Below are 17132 nucleotides of genomic sequence, written 5' to 3' on the forward strand. Positions count from 1 at the left end.
GCTCCTGGTGTGCTGGACGTAGCAGTGATCGGAGCGGGACAGGCAGGCCTGTCGGCGGTGTACCACTTGGTGCGGATGGGGTTCACGCCGTACGACGAGGTTGTCGTCCTGGACCGCAACGCGGAACCCGGTGGCGCCTGGCAGCACCGGTGGGACTCGTTGACCATGCACGACGTCCACGGGATCGCGAACCTGCCCGGCGTACCGGTGCCGTCCAGTGCCGGTGCGGAACGAGCCAACGAGTTCGTCCCGGCGTACTTCGCGGACTACGAGAAGCAGTTCGACCTCCCGGTACTGCGGCCTGTAGCGGTCGAGAGCGTCCGCTCGGTGGACGACGGGTTCGAACTGGACACGTCCAAGGGCCTTTATCGGGCCGCCTCGATCGTGAACGCGAGCGGGACGTGGGACCGGCCGTTCATCCCCTGGTACCCGGGGATCGGGACGTTCCAGGGGCGTCAGCTGCACACCGCCGACTACCGCGGCGCAGCCGAGCTGGCTGGGCAGCAGGTCCTGGTTGTCGGTGGTGGAGCGTCTGCTGTGCAGTTGCTCGCTGAGATCTCGGAGGTCGCGAACACCACGTGGGTGACACGTCGGCCGCCGGAGTGGCGTACCGATGAGGACTTCACTCCCGAGTACGGACGCCAGGTCGTCGCGCGCGTCGAGGAACGCGTCCGCGCCGGTCTGCCGCCTCGCAGCGTGGTCAGCGTCACTGGCCTGCACCTGCGACCGCAGGAGCAGGCAGCGTTGGCCCATGGTGTCTACAACCGCCTGCCGATGTTCTCGCGCATCACGCCGGACGGTGTCGAGTGGGCCAACGGGAGCAGCCTGCACGTCGACACCATCCTCTGGGCGACCGGCTTCCGCGCCGACCTCGCCCACCTCGCACCACTGCATCTCCGCGAAGCGTCCGGCGGCATCCGCATGAATGGCACCGCCACCGTCGCCGACCCGCGCATCCACCTCGTCGGCTACGGCCCGTCGGCCAGCACCATCGGCGCCAACCGCGCCGGCTTCACCGCCGCCCGCGCGCTACGGGACCTCCTCAAACCGCTGGCTGCATAGCGGGTTCTGGCTCCTGCACCACGACCGGCACGAAGAGCCCGGCGACCAGGAAGACACCTGCCGTCAGCAACCAGCCCGGCCAGCCCCACGACACTGCGACCGTCGTGATGAGCAGCGGGGCCACGAGGTCACCGATCTGGTGCCCCATCGCGTAGGCGCCTTGGTACTGCCCCTGGGCACCAGGTGGCGCCAGCTCGAAGCTGATGCCCCAGCCGCCCGCAGACTGCAGCATCTCGCCCAGGACATGCGCCAGCGCCGCCGCGATCAGCAGACCGATCGTCACTGCACCGGACGTCGCATCGCTCAGCGCCAGCACGAGACAGGTGATCGCCAGCAGCACTCCTGCTCGTCGCCCGGCCCGGGCGGCGCCGGTCAGACGTTCTGTGCCGCGCGAGATGCGTACCTGCAGCAGGATCACCGCAGCGGAGTTCAGCACCAGCAGCACGGAGATCATCCAGCGCGGCGCATCCGTCGCAGTCGCGACCCACAGCGGAATGCCGATCTGCGCGAGCGCACCATGCATGCTCAGTACGCCGTCCAGCCCGACGAACACCAGAAACCGGCGATCCCGCACCGCCGTCAGCCCCGACGGCCCTGCCGCGGCCGGCACTCGCGCAACGGCCGGCATCCCGAACCGCACCAGCCCGGCCGTCACCACGTACGTCGCTGCGTTCGCCAGCAGCGCCACGACGTACACCTCGCGCCGGTCGACCGCGAGCACCACACCGGCAGCCGCCATGCCGACGGCCATGCCGATGTTCGTGACGACCCGGAGGATCGCCCGCGTCCGCACCCGCTGGTCGGCCGGTGCGACTCCGGCGATCAACGCTCCCTTCGCGCCGCGTTGCCCCGAGTCCGCGATGGCGGTCACCGCCGCTACGGCGACGTACCAGCCGAACGACCGCACCTGGGTCAGCGCGGTCATGGTGACGGCCTGGAGCAACAGGAACCCGACGTACGCCCTGTTGGGTCCCAGCCGGTCGGCGACGACGCCGAGCGGCGTACTCGCCACCAGTCCGACCAGTGCGGCGATTGTCAGACCCACACCGACGTGACCGACGGACAGTCCCACGGCGCGGGTCAGGTAGAGCGCCCCGACTGCTGCGTAGACACCGTTCCCCAGAGTGTTGACGAGCGTCGCGGCGATCAGCCGCCGTACGGCAGGCGAAAGAGATGAGGTCACAGCTGCTCATCCAACAAGCGGTTTCCCGGCGTTGCTGTTGGACTGCGGACTTCCGTCAGTCCGTCAGCGCATGATCAAGGTCAGCAGGTCGGCGCCGAGAGCGGTCAGGGCGTCGTTGTTCAGGCGGTAGGCGACGAAGCGGCCCTGGCGTTCGGCGGTGACCAGGCCGGCCCGGGTGAGCGCTCGGAGGTGGCGGGTGACCTGCGTCGGGTGCAGGCCCCAGAGGGCGGCGATCTCGCCGGCCGTGCGTGGTTCGCTCGCCACGGCGCGGCAGACCTGGAGGCGGTCGGCGGACGCCAGCGCGTCCAGGCGGGCACGGATCTGCTGCGCGGTCGGTACGGCGGCCGCACGGCCGGTGGCCGGGTAGATGATCGTGATCGGCTCACCGGGGATCTCACCGACGAACAGGTGCGGCGCGATGTAGTTGCTCGGGACAAGCAACAGTGAGCGGCTGCTGATGTCGATGCGCTTGCTCTGTACCTTCTGTACGACGACGCTGTCTGCGTCCCGCAGGTCGATCGCACTGTCCAGCGAGCGCAGCATGGTCGCAACACCGTCCCGGACGGCCAGGTCCCGATCGTGCCGTCCACGGGCGGCCAGCGAGTCCTTGGACTCCTCCCAGAGCGCACCGAACCACTCGTGCCAGCAGGCATCCAGTACGTCGAGGAAACGGCGTACCGGCTCAGCAGGTGCTGTCAGGAGGGCCTCGACCAGTGCGGAGACGGAGCGACCGCGGCTGCGAGCCCAGTGCTGTACGGCGTCCGTGTCGATGGAGCGGCTGCTCAGCGGGCGACCGCGCAACGGCCTGACGAGCTCCGCGGCCACCTCCTCGGGCGGGCGTTCGCGGAGGGCGGAGAGCTCGTCGGACCAGGTGGGCAGACCGGTGGCGGCGCTGGTGGCGAAGAAGCGAGCCCGTACGGCGCGCACGGTCCAGCTCCACTGCGCCAGCTCTTCACGGAGCTCAGCGGACAGCGGGAGCGCAGCAGCCCAGTCGACGCGGTCGTGGTGGGCGGGCTCGGCCAGCACATGGAGCGCACAGCCGAGCTCGATCAGCGGCGAGGCGACGTGACGAATCCGCTCAGGCTCGAGCCGGGTCACGCCGGCGAGAACGGTCGGCACTAGGGCGTGTCTGGCGCGGGAGCGGAAGACACGCCCTTAGTCCTTCAGCTTGAACTGGAGGTCGGTGTCCCAGTCGTTCATGTCCGGGACCTCGCGCGGGTCGGAGCGGTAGATCTCCAGGCGGGCGGTCCAGTGCGTGCCGTCGGTGTCCCATTCGAGGCCCTGCTCCTCGGCCCAGGCGAGCAGGTCGCGGGTAGCTCCCAGCAGGCCGTCGGGGTGACCGTGGTGGGTGGCGGTCGCATAGCGTCCGGCCGGCAGTACGCCGGTGACGATCTCGCCCTCGCCGGAGCGCAGGTCGTCGACCGGGAACCCGATCTCCATCACCAGGCCGGCGTCCATGTCGACCACGTCGTACTTGAAGAACGGCGCGTCGTTCGGCGCGATCTCCTTGGCCGCGAGCCAGTCGATCACTTCGCCCATCCGGTCCGCGAACGCCGCGATCCCGTCCATCGCGACCTTGCCCCGCAGAGCGACGTACGGCCGCTCCCCAACCTCCACGATCTCCGGCATGACGTATTCCCTCCAAGGACGTCGTTGCGCTCAACTTAACCCCTGCGGAGCTTGCCGCGGTGGATTACTGAGCGTCTACTGAGAGCGGGGGTGACGGGCATGTTCAAGGTCAAGGTTCTCGTTGCAGCTCTCGGAGTGTTGCTGATCGGCCCTGCCGCGCCCGCGGTGGCCGAGCCGACGACGCCGATCACCTACAACGCCGGTACAACGGCGACGCGGTTCACCGGTCTCGCGTTCGACACCTGTACGGCGCCGACGCTCGCCCAGATGACCGCGTGGAAGGCCTCGCCGTACAAGGCGATCGGGATCTACTTCGGCGGCGTCAACCGGTCCTGCGCCCAGCCACAGCTGACCCCGGCGTGGGTTGCGTCCGTCACCGCGATGGGATGGCGGCTCGTCCCGATCTACCTGGGTCTCCAGGCCCCCTGCAGCACGCGGAGGTACAAGATGTCGACAGCCTCCTCGAACCGCGACGCCGTCCGGGACGCGGACGACGCGGTCGCGAAGGCCAAGGCACTGGGCCTCCTGCCTGGCAGTGCGCTCTACAACGACATGGAGAACTACAACCGCGCCGACGCGGTCTGCCGATCCGCCGTCCTGCACTACCTGTCCGCCTGGACGAAGGAACTGCACCTGCAGCGCTACGTGTCCGGCGTGTATGCCAACCTGAGCTCAGGGGCCCTCGACCTCGCCGCGGCGTACAACTCCTCGTCGTACGCACGGCCGGACGCACTGTGGATCGCACGCTGGGACAACAGCAGCCTGCTCACAGGATGGGCTGGTGTCCCCAACACGTTCTGGGCGGTCGGGCAGCGCGGCAAGCAGTACCAGGGCGACCACAACGAGACCTACGGCGGCGTGACGCTCAACATCGACAGCGACCGTTTCGACGCACCGGTGGCGAGCGTTGCCTACAGGTACACCGTCCGTACGACGGTGCACTCGTACAGCGGTCCGTCGACCGCCTACCCGGTCCGCTCGACCATCGCGGCGAACACCTCGCTCCGCATCGTCTGCCAGACCTTCGGACCGAAGATCGGCACCACCACGGTGTGGGACAAGCTCATCGACGGCACCTACGTGACCGACTACTACGTGCGGACCCCGAACAAGACCGGATACAGCGCGCCGCTGCCCGGGTGCACCTTCCCCTTCCAGACCACGATCAACAATCTGACCCGGCGGCACGGCCCGGGTACGGCCTACTCGACGTACCCGAGCACTCTGCCGATCGGCTCGCTGGCGTGGGTCACCTGCCAGGCGCCCGGCTCCAAGGTCGGTACTACGGCGGTCTGGGACCGGCTGAGCGATGGCAGTTGGGTCACCGACTACTACGTCGCCACAGCGAGCAACACGACGTACACCGCACCGATCCGGCGCTGCTGACGGCAGGGTGCGTCTCCCAATCCCACGCCGTCGGATTGGGAGACGTGCCCTACTTGGACCAGGGCGGCTGGACCTCGGTGCCGTCGGCCAAGTAACCGGTGAAGCCGGCCGTGATGGCGACGATCAGCTCTGCCTTGTCCTCGCCGAGGTTGGTCAGCGAGATCGGCTCACCCGCAGGGACCACGACGGAGTCGCCGGGACCGAGCTTGTCGCCGTCCGGGCCGAACTGCACCGAACCGCTCAGCACCGTGAAGATCTCGTCGCGGTCGAGCGTGTGCGGCGCGTCCCCGCCGTGCCCCACGTCGACGGTGAGCCGCCACGCGCACAGCCCGGCCGACCCGAGGCTGGGCGCGGCGAACACGGTGAACTCGACGCCCGGCAGCTGGAACCGCGGCGCCTCGGCCTCGCGAATGACGTGCATGTGTTCCCCCATCTCATTTAGTCAAGCTGACTTGACCAAGTCAGCTTGACTATCATGACCGGTATGACGCGTTCGGGCAAGCCTGATATCGGAATCCTCCTGCTCCTCGCGGAACAGGAGTTCGTCCGCGAGCTCCGCGAGTACGTCGCCGCCCAGGGGTACGACGACCAAGGCCGGTCGGACGGCTTCGTCTTCAGGACGCTGCACGAGGGCCCGACCACGATCACCGGCCTGGCCGAGCGACTCGACATCACCAAGCAGGGCGCCAGCCAGATCGTCGACGACATGGAGCGCCGCGGGTACGTCGAACGCCGCCCCGACCCGACCGACGCGCGCGCCCGCCTGCTGCACCTGACCGAGCGCGGCGACGGAGCCCTCGCCGCCGCCCGGCGGTTCCACCAGACCTACGAGCGCAGACTCCGCAAGAGCCTCGGCGACGAAGCAGTCGACACCCTGCGCGACGTACTCACCGACATGGCCGGCGAAACCCAGATCAGCACGCCTCGCTTCCGCGCACTGATGTTCTAGCTGAAGTATTGGGGGAAGAGGTCGTGGGTGGGCCAGGACTTCACGCCGTTGGCTGCCGTCCACATGGCTGCGTCGATGTCGCCGTACGACTTGCCGCTGGCGTCGTCGCGGCGGTTGAAGAGCGCCGCCCAGCTCAGCCCGCCGGACGTACGGACGAGCAGCGTGTACGTGCCGGGCATGCTGCCGGTGTGCCACGTGTTGCGACCGGTGCCGCCGGTGACCGGGCGGATCTGCCAGCCGAGACCGTAGTACCAGCCGTCGGCGTTCACACCGGTGGACGGCTTCGCCCACACGCGGCCGAGTGACGTGCTGTTCAGCACGCTCGACGGCGCGTCGAACATCCTTGCCCAGCGCACCAGATCCGGCGCGCTCGCGATCCAGCCGCCGTTCGCGTCCTGGATCCGCATGCTGAACGAGCCGTACGGCGCGGCCACGGTCTTGCCGGTCATGTCGAGCACGGTCGGTCCGGAGTACTGCGACTCGTACGACGTCTCGCCGCTGTGCTTCGCGATCGAGTAGCCGAGCGACATCCGCTTGATCTTCAACGGGGCCAGGAGCTTCTGCTTCACATAGCTCTCGTAGCTCAGGCCGCTGACCTTCTCGATCACGCGACCGGCCAGCAGGTACCCGAAGTTCGAGTACGCGTACTTCGTGCCCGGGGTGAAGTCGAGCTTCTGCCCGGCCATGTACTTGATCACGTCCGCGTGCTGCAGCTCCAGCGGTACGCCGAGGGTGCGCGAGATGACCGCGTCCTTGAAGTTCGGGTCACCGGACACGTCCCGGTCCCATCCGCCGAGGTGCTGCAGCAGCTTCCACAACGTGATCGTCGACCAGCGCGAGTCCCGGGTCAGTCCGCTCGCCGGCGTGATGTCGAGGATGTTCGCGACCGGCGTGGACAGGCTGAGCTTGCCGTCCTGCACGAGCTTCACGATCGCGGCCGCGGTGAACGACTTGGACAGGCTCGCGATCCGGAACAACGACGTCGGCTGCACGGTCATCGCGGTCGACGTACTGTAGCCGCGGGCAAGCACCAGGCGCCCCTTGTACGTCACGGCAACCTGCCCGGCCGTGACGCCACGCGCCTGCATGAACGCCTTCATCTGGTTGTCGAACCCGGCCAACGCCGGCACCGCGGTCCCGGTCGCCTTCCAGGTCGCGGCAGCATCAGCAGGCCGCCCGATCAGATAACCGGCACCGGTACCCACCGCAGCGGTAGCCCCAGTCGCAACAGCCAACTTCCCGAGACTCCGGCGCGCCAACTCCACGAACGTCTTCTCCTTCAAGGCAGGGGTTTACAACAACCGCGTACTGCGCAGAAGGAAGTCTTCCACCCGAAGAGGTCTACTCGACCATCGAGGCGTAGGAGATTACGCCGCGGCGGATCTGGTCTACGACGGAGCGGGCTGTCTTGCGCAGCGGGGTGTCGCCGGCGGCGTCGGCGATCTGTTCGGTGAGGTCGATGAGTTGCTTGACCCAGCGGACGAAGTCGCCGGCTGCCAGGTCGGACTCGTACAGGACCTCGGCCAGCGACGCGCCCGACGCCCAGCGGAACGCGGGCCAGCAGAAGTTCAGGTCCATCGACCGCAGGAAGTCCACCCGCATGTCCCGCTCCAGCGCGGACAGGTCCCGCCAGATCGACCCCATCCGCTCGATCGCTTCCCGTACGTCGCCACGCGGCAACCGGGGTGACGTCGGCTCGTCCTTCGACCGCGACTCGTAGACCAGTGCGGCGAGGCACGCCGCCAGCTCCGGCACGGTGAGGTCGTCGAAAACTCCTTGCCGCAGGCACTCGGCCGCGACCAGGTCGAGCTCGGTGTAGATCCGCGCCAGCCGGTCGCCGGCCTCGGTCGTCTTGTCGCCGTCGAGGTAGTGCAACGCGTCCAGCACCTGGCAGACCCGGTCGAACTGGCGGGCGATGGTGTTCGTCCGCTGCTCGATCTTCCGCTGCACGTCACGGTTCTCCCGATCGAGCCGGAAGTACCGTTCCGCCCAGCGGGCGTGGTCCTCACGGTCCGAGCAGCCGTGGCACGGGTGCGCGCGCAGCTCCGCCCGCATCTCCTGCAGTTCCGGGTCGTCCGCGTGGCTGACGGCATCCTTGCCGCGGGACCGCGACGGCGGCCCGTCCTCACCGAGCAGGTCGGTCCGCGTCCGCAGCACCTGGGCCAGCTCGCGGCGCTGCTGCGGGTTGCGCGGGTTGAACTTCCGCGGGATCCGCAACGAACCGATCGCCTCGACCGGCGCCGGGAAGTCGACCATCGACAGCTTCCGCACCTGCCGGTCCAGCGTCAGCACGGTCGGCCGCGGCCCTTCCCGCTCCGACCGCATGCCCGGGTCGAGCACCAGCGCCCAGCCCGCGCTCCGGCCGGCCGGGATCCGGATGATGTCACCGGTCTTCAGCTTCTCGATCGACTCCTGCGCCTCGACCCGGCGGTCGAGCTTGCGCCGCTTCGAACCGGACGCCTCGCGATCACCGATCCGCCGGCGCAGAGCGGCGTACTCCAGGAAGTCGCCGAGGTGGCACTCGATCGACTCCTTGTATCCCTCCAGCGCCTCGGTGTTGCGCTGCACCTGCCGCGCCAGGCCGACCACGGCCTGGTCGGACTGGAACTGCGCGAACGACAGCTCGAGCATGTCCCGCGCCCGCATCCGCCCGACCTGACGCACCAGGTTGACGGCCATGTTGTACGACGGGGAGAACGACGACCGGAGCGGATACGTCCGGGTGCTCGCGAGGCCTGCGACCTCCCGAGGATCGAACCCCGGCTGCCAGAGCACGACCGCGTGCCCCTCGACGTCGATCCCGCGCCGCCCGGCGCGCCCGGTGAGCTGCGTGTACTCCCCCGGCGTGATGTCGACGTGCGCCTCACCGTTCCACTTCGACAGCTTCTCCAGCACGACGGTGCGCGCCGGCATGTTGATGCCCAGGGCAAGCGTCTCGGTGGCGAACACGACCTTGATCAGGCCGCGCGCGAACAGCTCCTCGACAACCTCCTTGAACGCCGCCAGCATGCCCGCGTGGTGCGCGGCGATGCCCCGGCTGAGCGCCTCGGCGAAGTCGTGGTACCCGAGCACGCCGAGATCCTCGTCCGGGAGGTCCGCCGTACGCTCGGCGACCACCCGCTTGATCTCGTCGCGCTCCGACGGCTTGGTCAGCCGCAGACCGGATCGCAGGCACTGCACGACCGCGTCCTCGCAGCCCTTGCGGGAGAAGATGAAGAAGATCGCGGGCAGCAACGCGCCGGCATCCAACTCCTCCACCACGTCCGAGCGGTACGGCGTGAAGTGGGTCCGCGCCGGCCGCCCCTTCGGCAGGTCGCGACGCCGGCGTGGTTTGCGCGAGTCGTCGCGGAAGATCCGGTTGTCGTCCCGCGCGATCCGGACCAGCTGCGGGTTCACCAGATCCCTGAGATCGGCCTTGACCTCCTTCGCCGGGTTCCCCGACCTGGACGCCTTCGCGGGAACGCCGACCCTCGCGGTCGGCGCTTCACCGGCGAACAGGTCATGCAGCCGCTTACCCACCATCACGTGCTGGAACAGCGGCACCGGCCGCTTCTCCTCGAGCACGACGACGGTGTTGCCGCGGACGGTCTCCAGCCAGTCGCCGAACTCCTCCGCGTTGCTCACGGTCGCGGACAGCGAGACCACCGACACCGAGTCCGGCAGGTGGATCAGCACCTCTTCCCAGACCGCGCCACGGGCCCGGTCGGCCAGGTAGTGCACCTCGTCCATCACGACGTACGACAGACCGAGCAGGGTCTGTGACCCGGCGTACAGCATGTTCCGGAGGACCTCGGTCGTCATGACGACGATCGGGGCCTCGGAGTTGACCGAGTTGTCACCGGTGAGCAGGCCGACCTTGTCCGCGCCGTACCGGCTCACCAGATCGCCGTACTTCTGGTTGCTCAGGGCCTTGATCGGGGTGGTGTAGAAGCACTTCTGGCCGCGCTCCAGCGCCAGGTGGACGGCGAACTCGCCGACCAGCGTCTTGCCGGAGCCGGTGGGCGCCGCGACCAGCACCTGGTGACCGTCCTCGAGGGCGGCGCAGGCGCGCAGCTGGAACTCGTCCAGCTCGAAGTCGTAGAGCGCCCGGAAGTCCTTCACGGCGGGATGCTCCTGGTCCGAGCGGAACGTCGCGTACTTCTCGGACGGAGTGCTCATGCCCCCAATCTATGCGACGCCTCCCACAGTTTTGTCGCGGAGCCGGTTCTTGATGAACGTCGCGGCGTGGTCGAGCGCCTCGTCGGCCTCCGGCATCAGGCCGGCGAAGTACTGGTACACGTGCGGCGCGCCGGCGACCACGTCGAGGCTGACATCCACCTCCTGCTCAGCGGCGCGCGCGACGAGGCGGAGCGCGTCGTCGAGGAGTACCTCCGCCGAACCGACCTGCACGAGCAGCGGCGAGAGACGCTTCAGGTCCGCGAAGACCGGACTGGCCAGCTCGTTGTGCGGGTCCGCGCCGCCCAGGTAGAGCTCGGCCGTCTCAACCATGTTCGCGCGGCTGAACAGCGGGTCGTAGTCACCTCGGGCGTCGATGCTCGGCCCGGTCAGCGTCGTATCGGTCCACGGCGAGAACAGCACCGTCCCCGCAGGCTGCGGCAACCCCTCCGCGCGGGCCGCGAGCAGCACCGCCAGCGCGAGCCCGCCACCGGCCGAATCACCAGCAATCACGACGTTCTGACCGCCCTCGACCAGCTCGCGGTACGCCGCCAGCCCGTCGTGGACCCCGGCCGGGAACGGATGCTCAGGTGCCAGGCGGTACTCCAGCGAGACCGCCGGAACGCCACTGCGGCGGGACAACGGCGCCGCCAGGTTCGCGCCGGTCCGAGCCGAACCGATGACGTACCCGCCCCCGTGCAGATAGAGGATGACCCCGTCCTGGTCCGCCCCCGCGACGCGCACATCGAGCGCCGGCACGCCGCCCAGCGTGCGCTCGACGAGCGTGACGTCGTCGCCGAGCGGGAGGTTCGCGAACCGCGCGTCGAACTCGGCGCGCTGCTCCTCCGGCGGCCGGCCGAGCTTGCCCTTCTCCATCATGCTGCGTGCTGCTTCGCGGTCTTCAGCGCTCATCGCCGTCTCCTGATGATAGATTCCGAGGAATATAGTTCTCTGCAACTACATTCCGAGGAATCTAATTCCCGTGACTGATCTCACAGCATTGTTCACGGACCTGGTCCGGCTGGAAACCCGGCTCTACAACGTGATCGACGCCCGGCTGAAGGCTGAGCACGACCTCCCGCTCGGTCAGTTCGAGTTCCTGCGGTTCGTCGCGGCGCACGGGACGACGCGGGTCTACGACCTGGCGCGGGAGATGGCGATCACGGTCGGCGCCACCAGCAAGGCCGTCGACCGCCTCGAGTCCGCCGGGCGCGTTCGCCGTACGGCGAATCCTGACGACCGCCGGTCCTCACTGGTCGAGCTGACGCCCGCAGGCGCCGACGTCCTCGCCGCTGCCACCCCGACTGTCGAAGCCGAACTGCAGGCCTGGGTCGGCTCTGCACCGGCCCTCGAACAGCTCGCCACCAGCCTGTCTATGCTGCGCCGGCGCGCTGAACTCGACCATCGCACGGACCGCCACCACTCATCAAACACCGGCAGCTGACCGCGCCGACGCTCAGCACAGGCCGCCGACCGGCCCGACGAGCAGGTTGGTGAGTGGCGGGAGTCCGGACATGACGCAGCCGGGCTCCCGTCCCTGGTGGTCCGAAGAGAGCCCGGCTGCGCGCTTCGGGGACTAGCCGATGTGGTACGGGTCGCCGTACACCTTCCAGTCCAGCGGGGTGTTCAGGTTGAAGTTGCCGTTGCGGAGGAAGACCCGCTGCGCGGTGTCGACCCGGCTGGTGTCGCTGTGCGCCTCCTCCTGCTTCATCGCCCAGACCCGCGCGTCCAGGAACGCGTTCAGGTACGTCGTCTCGTTGCCGCCCTGCGCCGGTGGCTTCGCCTTGGCGAGCGCACGCTTGCGGATGCCGCCGAAGCTGGTCGCATCGTCACCGTCGCCGTGCATGACGATCGCGTCGTAGTAGCAGAACTGCCCGAGGGTCCGCAGCCCGTCGGACTTCCCACGGCTCACCGCGGGGTTGAAGTACACCCGGTCGCGCTCGTCGTTCTGGCACTGCTGGAACACCGAGTCCTTGGCCGCGGTCCTCCAGTCCCTCGGGTAGTTCGGATCGAGCCCCGCGTGCGAGTCGCTGCCGTCCACCTTGCGCAGCGCCGGCAGGTACTTCTGCAGCACGTTGTTCGGCTTCCGGTCGGCGTACAGCTCGACCAGCTCGAGCATGTCGTGGGTCCCGGAGCAGAACCCGATGATGCCCGCGGTGTACCCGCGGCCGTCGTCGATGTCCTCGATGTACTTGTACTGCGACTTCCAGTCCAGCGACGAGTTCTCCGCGCTGCAGACGATCTGCATCGCGATCTCCTTCTTCGCGGGGTCGTCGAGGCCGGTCGCCCGCACGGTGGGGCGCACAGCGGCGTCGGCGTGCGGCGCATAGCGGGAGACGGCGAGTCCGGTGGCCGGCACGGCGGCGAGCGACAGACCGAGCAGCAGTGTGGTCCGGCGGGTGGGGCGGTACTCCATGAGGTCCTCCGAGGGGCGTCCGAGGAATGAACTGTTAGGAAGCTTTCCTATCAGACGAAGGACGGCCGTGAGAACAGCTCAGCTCATGTCAGTTGTGTCTCAGGCGAAGACGGTCAGCGCGCCCGGGGCGATCCCGATGTCGACCGGCAGCGGGCCGAGCACCTCACCGTCGCCGTACGCCGTGATGCCCGGCGACTCGATCCGCACCGAGCGGCCCCGGAGTGTCCGCACCGCCGGATGGCCGACGTGGGTGCCCTTGGAGAGCTTCGGGAACAGCTGCAGCAGCGTCATCCGGGACACCGGCTCGATGATCGTCACGTCCAGCAGGCCGTCGTCGATCTCGGCGCCGGCACAGATCTGCAGTCCCCCGCCGTACGTCGGTCCGGTACCGACGGCGACCAGCATGGCCTTGGTCTCGATCACCTCGTCGTCGACCGTCACGACGTACTCGAGGGGCTTGAACGTGCGCAACTCGGCGAGGGTCGCGACCGTGTAGCGGGAGCTGCCCTTCGGCCAGCTCATCGCGTTGGCGCGCTTGTTGACGAGCGAGTCGAACCCACCCGCCACGACCGTGGTGATGAACTCGTCCTTCGCCACCGCGAGGTCGATCCTCCGCGTCCGGCCGGCCACCACGAGGTCGGCCGCCGCGACCGGATCCTTCAGGGGTACGCCGAGACCGCGGGCGAAGTCGTTACCGGTGCCGGCGGGGATCACACCGAAAGACATCCCGGAGTTCGCCAGCACCTGGGCGCCGAGATGGATCGTGCCGTCGCCGCCGATCAGCGCGACCGCGTCCGCCCCGGAGGCGACCACCTCGGCGGCGATCCTCCCGACGTCCTCGGCACAGGTGGTGGTGTGGACGTCGACGCTCAGACCGGCGGCGGCGAGCCGCTCACGGACCCCCGGCGCGATCCGCGCACCACGTCCGCGACCGCTGGTGGGGTTGACCACCAGCGCGATCCGCCGACTCACTCAGTCCGCCAGGAGTTCGTCGGTTCGGCGGGCCCGGCGCCGGTCGTTGAACCGCGAGATGATCTCGGCGACAAAGAACAGCACGCACATCGGGATCGCCAGCAGGCACATCGTGAACGGGTCGCCGGACGGCGTCGCGACGGCGGCGAACACGAAGATCACCAGGACGATGTACGGCCGGAACTTGCTGAGCGCGGCGGCCGGCACCACGCCGACCATGTTCAGCAGCACGACCACCAGCGGGATCAGGAAGGCGACACCGAAGACCAGCATCGTGCGGAGCACGAAGTCCAGGTAGTCGGGCAGCTCGACCAGGTTCTGGATGTCGAGCGGGGTGAAGCCCAGCAGGATCTCGATGCCCTTCGGCAGCGTCCAGTACGAGACCGCGATACCGGCCGCGAACAGCGGAGTCGCGATCGCCGAGAAGATGTAGGCCCACTTGCGCTCGCTGCGGTGCAGTCCGGGCGCGACGAACGCCCACAACTGGTACAGCCAGACCGGCGCGGCCAGGATCAGACCGAACAGCGCCGAGATCTTGATCCGGAACGTCAGCGCGTTGCCGACACCCGGGAACGTCAGCTGCGGCGTCTTGGTCTGACCGGCGTCCTTGGCCATCTCGGCCACGCTGGTCACGAACGGCTTGGTCAGGAAGTCGAAGGCGTGGTTGTAGAAGATCCAGCCGACGACCGTTCCGACCACGATCGCGAGCACACTGATGAGCAGCCGGTTACGGAGCTCGACAATGTGCTCGCGCAGGGTCATCCGACCCTCTGGGTCCTTCGGGAGGCGGTCCTTCTTCTCCTTCCGCCGCCCGAACTTCACCATCGACACAGGTGGCGCGTTCGACTCAGTTGGCCGTGTGCGTCGGCGGCAGGCCGTCGCCCGGCGCCTGGCCGTTCACCTGGTTCGGCTGCTGAGCCGGCTGGGCCTGCGTTTGCTGCACGGCCTGCTGCGCCGGAGGCTGCGAGGCGTCCTCGGTCAGCTCCGCGTCCTTCTTGCGCGGCCCGACCTCTTCCTCCCAGATCTTCTTCGACTTGCCGAGCTGCTTCACCAGCGCAGGCAGCTTGGCCGATCCGAACAGCAGCACGACGATCGCAAGGATGACGAGCCACTCGGCGCCTTGGGGCATACCGATGAGCGGTGCTGCCATGTCGATCTCCCTTTCACCATCAAACACTGCCAACATCAACTCGGGACTCGAGCCTGAGTTCGTGGCCGAATACTACGCCGGAGCGTGCACGTCCTCACGGGTCTGTCCAGACCCGGCCTCGGACTGCGCGGCCTCCAGCTTGGACTGGGCGGCGACCAACTCACGCGTCAGTGCCTTGACCTGGCCCCACAACTTCAGCGCGAGCAGGGCGAGGACCAGAAGCCACACCGCCACCACCGCGAGGAACAGCAGGAACCAGTACATACCCAGGAGCCTAGCCGGTTCCGGCCCGGCGCCCACGTCCCGCGGTGGGTCTCGGCGGACAACGGTGTCGGAACGTGATGGTAAAACCGAGTGTCCCGCAGGGTGGTACGACGGGACTCACCAACTGGTTCACAGTGGGTTCCGAGCGGGCTCTGAGCGGGTTCTGAGCGGGTTCTGAGCGGGTGCACGGGTGGTTCGGGGCGAGGCTAGGGGTCGTGGATGGTGCGGATCGGGGTCGAGGAGCGGCGGAGGCGGCTCGGGCGGCGGCATCGGCTCGGCGCGGGCTGCCAGGCGGCCGATCCGGTCGAGGCGGCGGCGTCGATGGTGGCGCTGCATGCGACCGATCCGGCCACTGTGCATCTGAGCGTCGCGGCTCGGGTGCCGGGGAGTGACGTCGCGAGCACGGAGCGTGCGCTGTACGAGGATCGTTCGCTGATCCGGATGCTGGGCATGCGGCGCACGGTGTTCGTCGTACCGACGCCGTTCGCGCCTGTGGTCCAGGCGGCGTGCACGGACGACATCGCCGTGAAGCAGCGGAAGTTGCTCGTCAAGCATCTGGCCGAGTCGGGGATCGCGGACGGCATCGAGTCCTGCGGGCAATGGCTGGCGGCGGTCGAGGAGTCGACGGCGACCGCCCTGGCGCTGCGGGGGTCCGCGACGGCGCAGGAGCTGTCTGCTGACGAGCCGCGGTTGCGGACGCGGCTCAACATGGCGGTCGGGAAGGCGTACGCCGCGCAGCCCTATGTGACGAGCCGGGTGTTGTTCCAGCTGGCTGCTGAGGGACGGATCGTTCGGGGGCGCCCGCTGGGGACGTGGCTGAGCGGGCAGCACCAGTGGTCGCCTGCTGCGGATTGGCTGCCCGGTGGGCTCGGCGACAAGCCCACGGCGGAGGATGCGCGCGTGACGCTCGCACGGGCTTGGCTGGCGTCGTTCGGCCCGGGTACGGCGGCTGATCTGCAGTGGTGGGCGGGGTGGACCCTGGGCCAGACGCGGAAGGCGCTGACGGCTGTCGAGGCGGTCGAGGTGGAGCTGGACGGTCAGGTCGGGTACGTGCTTCCAGGAGATGAGGCGCCGGAGGCCCCGGTCGACCCTTGGGTGGCGTTCCTGCCCGGTCTCGACCCGACGCCCATGGGCTGGAAGGAGCGCGAGTGGTTCCTGGGTCCGCACAAGTCGAAGCTCTTCGACACCACCGGCAACATCGGCCCCAGCATCTGGTCCGACGGCCGCATCATCGGCGCCTGGGGCCAACCCGAGTCCGGCGAGGTCCGCTACCAGCTACTGGAAGACGTAGGTGCCGACACCACGGCCCTGGTCGAGTCCGAAGCCGCCCGCTGGACCACCTGGCTGGCAGGAGTCCGCGTAACCCCCCGCTTCCGCTCCCCCCTCGAAAAACAACTCAGCCAGAGCTAACCCACCCACCCACCCACCCACCCCCTCCAACACCCACCGCGCCACGCCCGCCACCCGCCCGCCGCACCGCACGCCGCACCGCCCGCCGCACCGCCCGCCGCACCGCCCGGCTGCACACGAGGGGATAACCGGCTCTTCTGCTGTATGTGTGGGTGATTTGAGCGTGCCTGGAGTGGCGCACGCCGTTCTCTGTCTAGGTTTCTGAGCTGTCTAGGAACAGGAACCTGGTGGACTGGAGAACGGCGTGCGTGCGGACAGTTTATGGCGTGCGGTTTTGGGGGTTGAGAAGACGGTCGTCGAGGACGTCGTGTTCGACCGGGTCGGGTTGGTCGTGGTGGTGTCGGTGCGGCCGGTGGCCCGGGAGCGTGGCCGGTGTGGGCGGTGCCGGCGCCGTTGCCCGGGTTATGACCTGGGGCGTGGGGAGCGGCGCCGGTGGCGGGGGCTGGACGTGGGTGTGGTTCGGCTGTTTGTGGAGGCCGAGTCGGTGCGGGTGGCCTGCCCCGAGCACGGGGTGGTGGTCGCGCATGTCCCGTGGGCCCGCCACGACGCTGGGCAT

18 protein-coding genes are annotated in these 17132 nt (G+C 68.7%); 6 read left to right on the forward strand and 12 right to left on the reverse strand.

Translation table 11 applies throughout. The features are described 5' to 3' along the window. Nucleotides 1–9 precede the first annotated feature (9 nt). Entirely contained in the window at nucleotides 10–1062 is a 1053-nt protein-coding gene (locus tag EV137_RS39390; RefSeq protein WP_134133217.1) for an FAD-dependent oxidoreductase, read from the forward strand. On the opposite strand, the gene EV137_RS39395 is transcribed toward EV137_RS39390, so the two are convergent. The 3 genes from EV137_RS39395 to EV137_RS39405 all read right to left on the reverse strand — a co-directional run bounded on the left by EV137_RS39395 (nucleotide 1043) and on the right by EV137_RS39405 (nucleotide 3874). After that, nucleotides 1043–2245 carry an MFS transporter gene (locus EV137_RS39395; protein WP_134133218.1) on the reverse strand — a complete coding sequence of 401 codons (1203 nt, stop codon included), beginning with the start codon at nucleotides 2243–2245 and terminating at the stop codon, nucleotides 1043–1045. The genes EV137_RS39390 and EV137_RS39395 overlap by 20 nt on opposite strands. A gap of 63 nt (nucleotides 2246–2308) precedes the next feature. After that, complete coding sequence (locus tag EV137_RS39400) at nucleotides 2309–3364, reverse strand: ArsR/SmtB family transcription factor (RefSeq protein ID WP_134133219.1); 1056 nt, start codon at nucleotides 3362–3364, stop codon at nucleotides 2309–2311. Nucleotides 3365–3400: 36 nt separating this feature from the next. Further along, nucleotides 3401–3874: a GyrI-like domain-containing protein gene (locus EV137_RS39405; protein WP_134010537.1), complete on the reverse strand. Its 474-nt coding sequence runs from the start codon at nucleotides 3872–3874 to the stop codon at nucleotides 3401–3403. Between the two features lie 99 nt (nucleotides 3875–3973). On the opposite strand from EV137_RS39405, the gene EV137_RS39410 reads away from it, so the two are divergent. Then, nucleotides 3974–5260, forward strand: a complete 1287-nt coding sequence (locus EV137_RS39410; protein ID WP_134010535.1) for a glycoside hydrolase domain-containing protein — start codon at nucleotides 3974–3976, stop codon at nucleotides 5258–5260. A gap of 49 nt (nucleotides 5261–5309) precedes the next feature. On the opposite strand, the gene EV137_RS39415 is transcribed toward EV137_RS39410, so the two are convergent. Next, nucleotides 5310–5693, reverse strand: a complete 384-nt coding sequence (locus tag EV137_RS39415; RefSeq protein WP_134133220.1) for a cupin domain-containing protein — start codon at nucleotides 5691–5693, stop codon at nucleotides 5310–5312. 51 nt (nucleotides 5694–5744) lie between these two features. Here EV137_RS39415 and EV137_RS39420 point away from each other — a divergent pair, with 51 nt between their 5' ends. Continuing rightward, nucleotides 5745–6209 (forward strand): MarR family winged helix-turn-helix transcriptional regulator, encoded by a 465-nt coding sequence (locus EV137_RS39420; protein WP_134133221.1) that lies wholly within the window; start codon nucleotides 5745–5747, stop codon nucleotides 6207–6209. Here the strand turns inward: EV137_RS39420 and EV137_RS39425 are convergent. Genes EV137_RS39425 through EV137_RS39435 form a run of 3 tightly spaced genes read right to left on the reverse strand, consistent with a single transcriptional unit; the run spans nucleotide 6206 to nucleotide 11276 of the window. Beyond that, a complete protein-coding gene (locus EV137_RS39425; RefSeq protein WP_202871345.1) occupies nucleotides 6206–7492 on the reverse strand; it encodes a serine hydrolase domain-containing protein in 1287 nt (428 codons plus the stop codon). The two genes, EV137_RS39420 and EV137_RS39425, sit on opposite strands and share 4 nt — an antisense overlap. 58 nt (nucleotides 7493–7550) lie before the next feature. Beyond that, nucleotides 7551–10367, reverse strand: a complete 2817-nt coding sequence (locus tag EV137_RS39430) for a DEAD/DEAH box helicase (RefSeq protein WP_134133223.1) — start codon at nucleotides 10365–10367, stop codon at nucleotides 7551–7553. A 9-nt stretch (nucleotides 10368–10376) separates the two neighbouring features. Then, nucleotides 10377–11276 carry an alpha/beta hydrolase gene (locus EV137_RS39435; RefSeq protein WP_134133224.1) on the reverse strand — a complete coding sequence of 300 codons (900 nt, stop codon included), beginning with the start codon at nucleotides 11274–11276 and terminating at the stop codon, nucleotides 10377–10379. A gap of 70 nt (nucleotides 11277–11346) precedes the next feature. On the opposite strand from EV137_RS39435, the gene EV137_RS39440 reads away from it, so the two are divergent. Beyond that, nucleotides 11347–11808: a MarR family winged helix-turn-helix transcriptional regulator gene (locus tag EV137_RS39440; protein ID WP_134133226.1), complete on the forward strand. Its 462-nt coding sequence runs from the start codon at nucleotides 11347–11349 to the stop codon at nucleotides 11806–11808. Between the two features lie 132 nt (nucleotides 11809–11940). On the opposite strand, the gene EV137_RS39445 is transcribed toward EV137_RS39440, so the two are convergent. The 5 genes from EV137_RS39445 to EV137_RS39465 form a co-directional block, all read right to left on the reverse strand. Next, nucleotides 11941–12780, reverse strand: a complete 840-nt coding sequence (locus tag EV137_RS39445; protein WP_134133227.1) for a chitosanase — start codon at nucleotides 12778–12780, stop codon at nucleotides 11941–11943. A 99-nt stretch (nucleotides 12781–12879) separates the two neighbouring features. Continuing rightward, nucleotides 12880–13752: a diacylglycerol/lipid kinase family protein gene (locus EV137_RS39450; protein WP_134133229.1), complete on the reverse strand. Its 873-nt coding sequence runs from the start codon at nucleotides 13750–13752 to the stop codon at nucleotides 12880–12882. Beyond that, complete coding sequence (tatC, locus tag EV137_RS39455) at nucleotides 13753–14577, reverse strand: twin-arginine translocase subunit TatC (protein WP_238175861.1); 825 nt, start codon at nucleotides 14575–14577, stop codon at nucleotides 13753–13755. Nucleotides 14578–14599: 22 nt separating this feature from the next. Further along, the gene (locus EV137_RS39460; RefSeq protein ID WP_133787981.1) at nucleotides 14600–14902 is read right to left on the reverse strand and encodes a twin-arginine translocase TatA/TatE family subunit; all 303 of its coding nucleotides are present in this window, start codon (nucleotides 14900–14902) and stop codon (nucleotides 14600–14602) included. Nucleotides 14903–14974: 72 nt separating this feature from the next. Continuing rightward, on the reverse strand, nucleotides 14975–15166 hold the full coding sequence (locus tag EV137_RS39465; protein WP_133787980.1) for a hypothetical protein: 192 nt from the start codon (nucleotides 15164–15166) through the stop codon (nucleotides 14975–14977). Between the two features lie 219 nt (nucleotides 15167–15385). Here EV137_RS39465 and EV137_RS39470 point away from each other — a divergent pair, with 219 nt between their 5' ends. Both EV137_RS39470 and EV137_RS41710 read left to right on the forward strand, forming a co-directional pair. Continuing rightward, a complete protein-coding gene (locus tag EV137_RS39470) occupies nucleotides 15386–16576 on the forward strand; it encodes a winged helix DNA-binding domain-containing protein (RefSeq protein ID WP_134133230.1) in 1191 nt (396 codons plus the stop codon). 244 nt (nucleotides 16577–16820) lie between these two features. After that, on the forward strand, nucleotides 16821–17132 hold a 312-nt coding region (locus tag EV137_RS41710), incomplete at its 3' end, for a transposase family protein (protein WP_238175862.1).

Source organism: Kribbella pratensis (genome assembly GCF_004366075.1).
Classification (GTDB): domain Bacteria; phylum Actinomycetota; class Actinomycetes; order Propionibacteriales; family Kribbellaceae; genus Kribbella; species Kribbella pratensis.

Coding starts and splice junctions, on each gene's coding strand:
- tatC (WP_238175861.1), bottom strand. CDS start 14,577: ATGGTGAAGTTCGGGCGGCGGAAGGAGAAGAAGGACCGCCTCCCGAAG.
- EV137_RS39420 (WP_134133221.1), top strand. CDS start 5,745: ATGACGCGTTCGGGCAAGCCTGATATCGGAATCCTCCTGCTCCTCGCG.
- EV137_RS39470 (WP_134133230.1), top strand. CDS start 15,386: ATGGTGCGGATCGGGGTCGAGGAGCGGCGGAGGCGGCTCGGGCGGCGG.
- EV137_RS39405 (WP_134010537.1), bottom strand. CDS start 3,874: ATGCCGGAGATCGTGGAGGTTGGGGAGCGGCCGTACGTCGCTCTGCGG.
- EV137_RS39410 (WP_134010535.1), top strand. CDS start 3,974: ATGTTCAAGGTCAAGGTTCTCGTTGCAGCTCTCGGAGTGTTGCTGATC.
- EV137_RS39415 (WP_134133220.1), bottom strand. CDS start 5,693: ATGGGGGAACACATGCACGTCATTCGCGAGGCCGAGGCGCCGCGGTTC.
- EV137_RS39430 (WP_134133223.1), bottom strand. CDS start 10,367: ATGAGCACTCCGTCCGAGAAGTACGCGACGTTCCGCTCGGACCAGGAG.
- EV137_RS39445 (WP_134133227.1), bottom strand. CDS start 12,780: ATGGAGTACCGCCCCACCCGCCGGACCACACTGCTGCTCGGTCTGTCG.
- EV137_RS39465 (WP_133787980.1), bottom strand. CDS start 15,166: ATGTACTGGTTCCTGCTGTTCCTCGCGGTGGTGGCGGTGTGGCTTCTG.
- EV137_RS39435 (WP_134133224.1), bottom strand. CDS start 11,276: ATGAGCGCTGAAGACCGCGAAGCAGCACGCAGCATGATGGAGAAGGGC.
- EV137_RS39460 (WP_133787981.1), bottom strand. CDS start 14,902: ATGGCAGCACCGCTCATCGGTATGCCCCAAGGCGCCGAGTGGCTCGTC.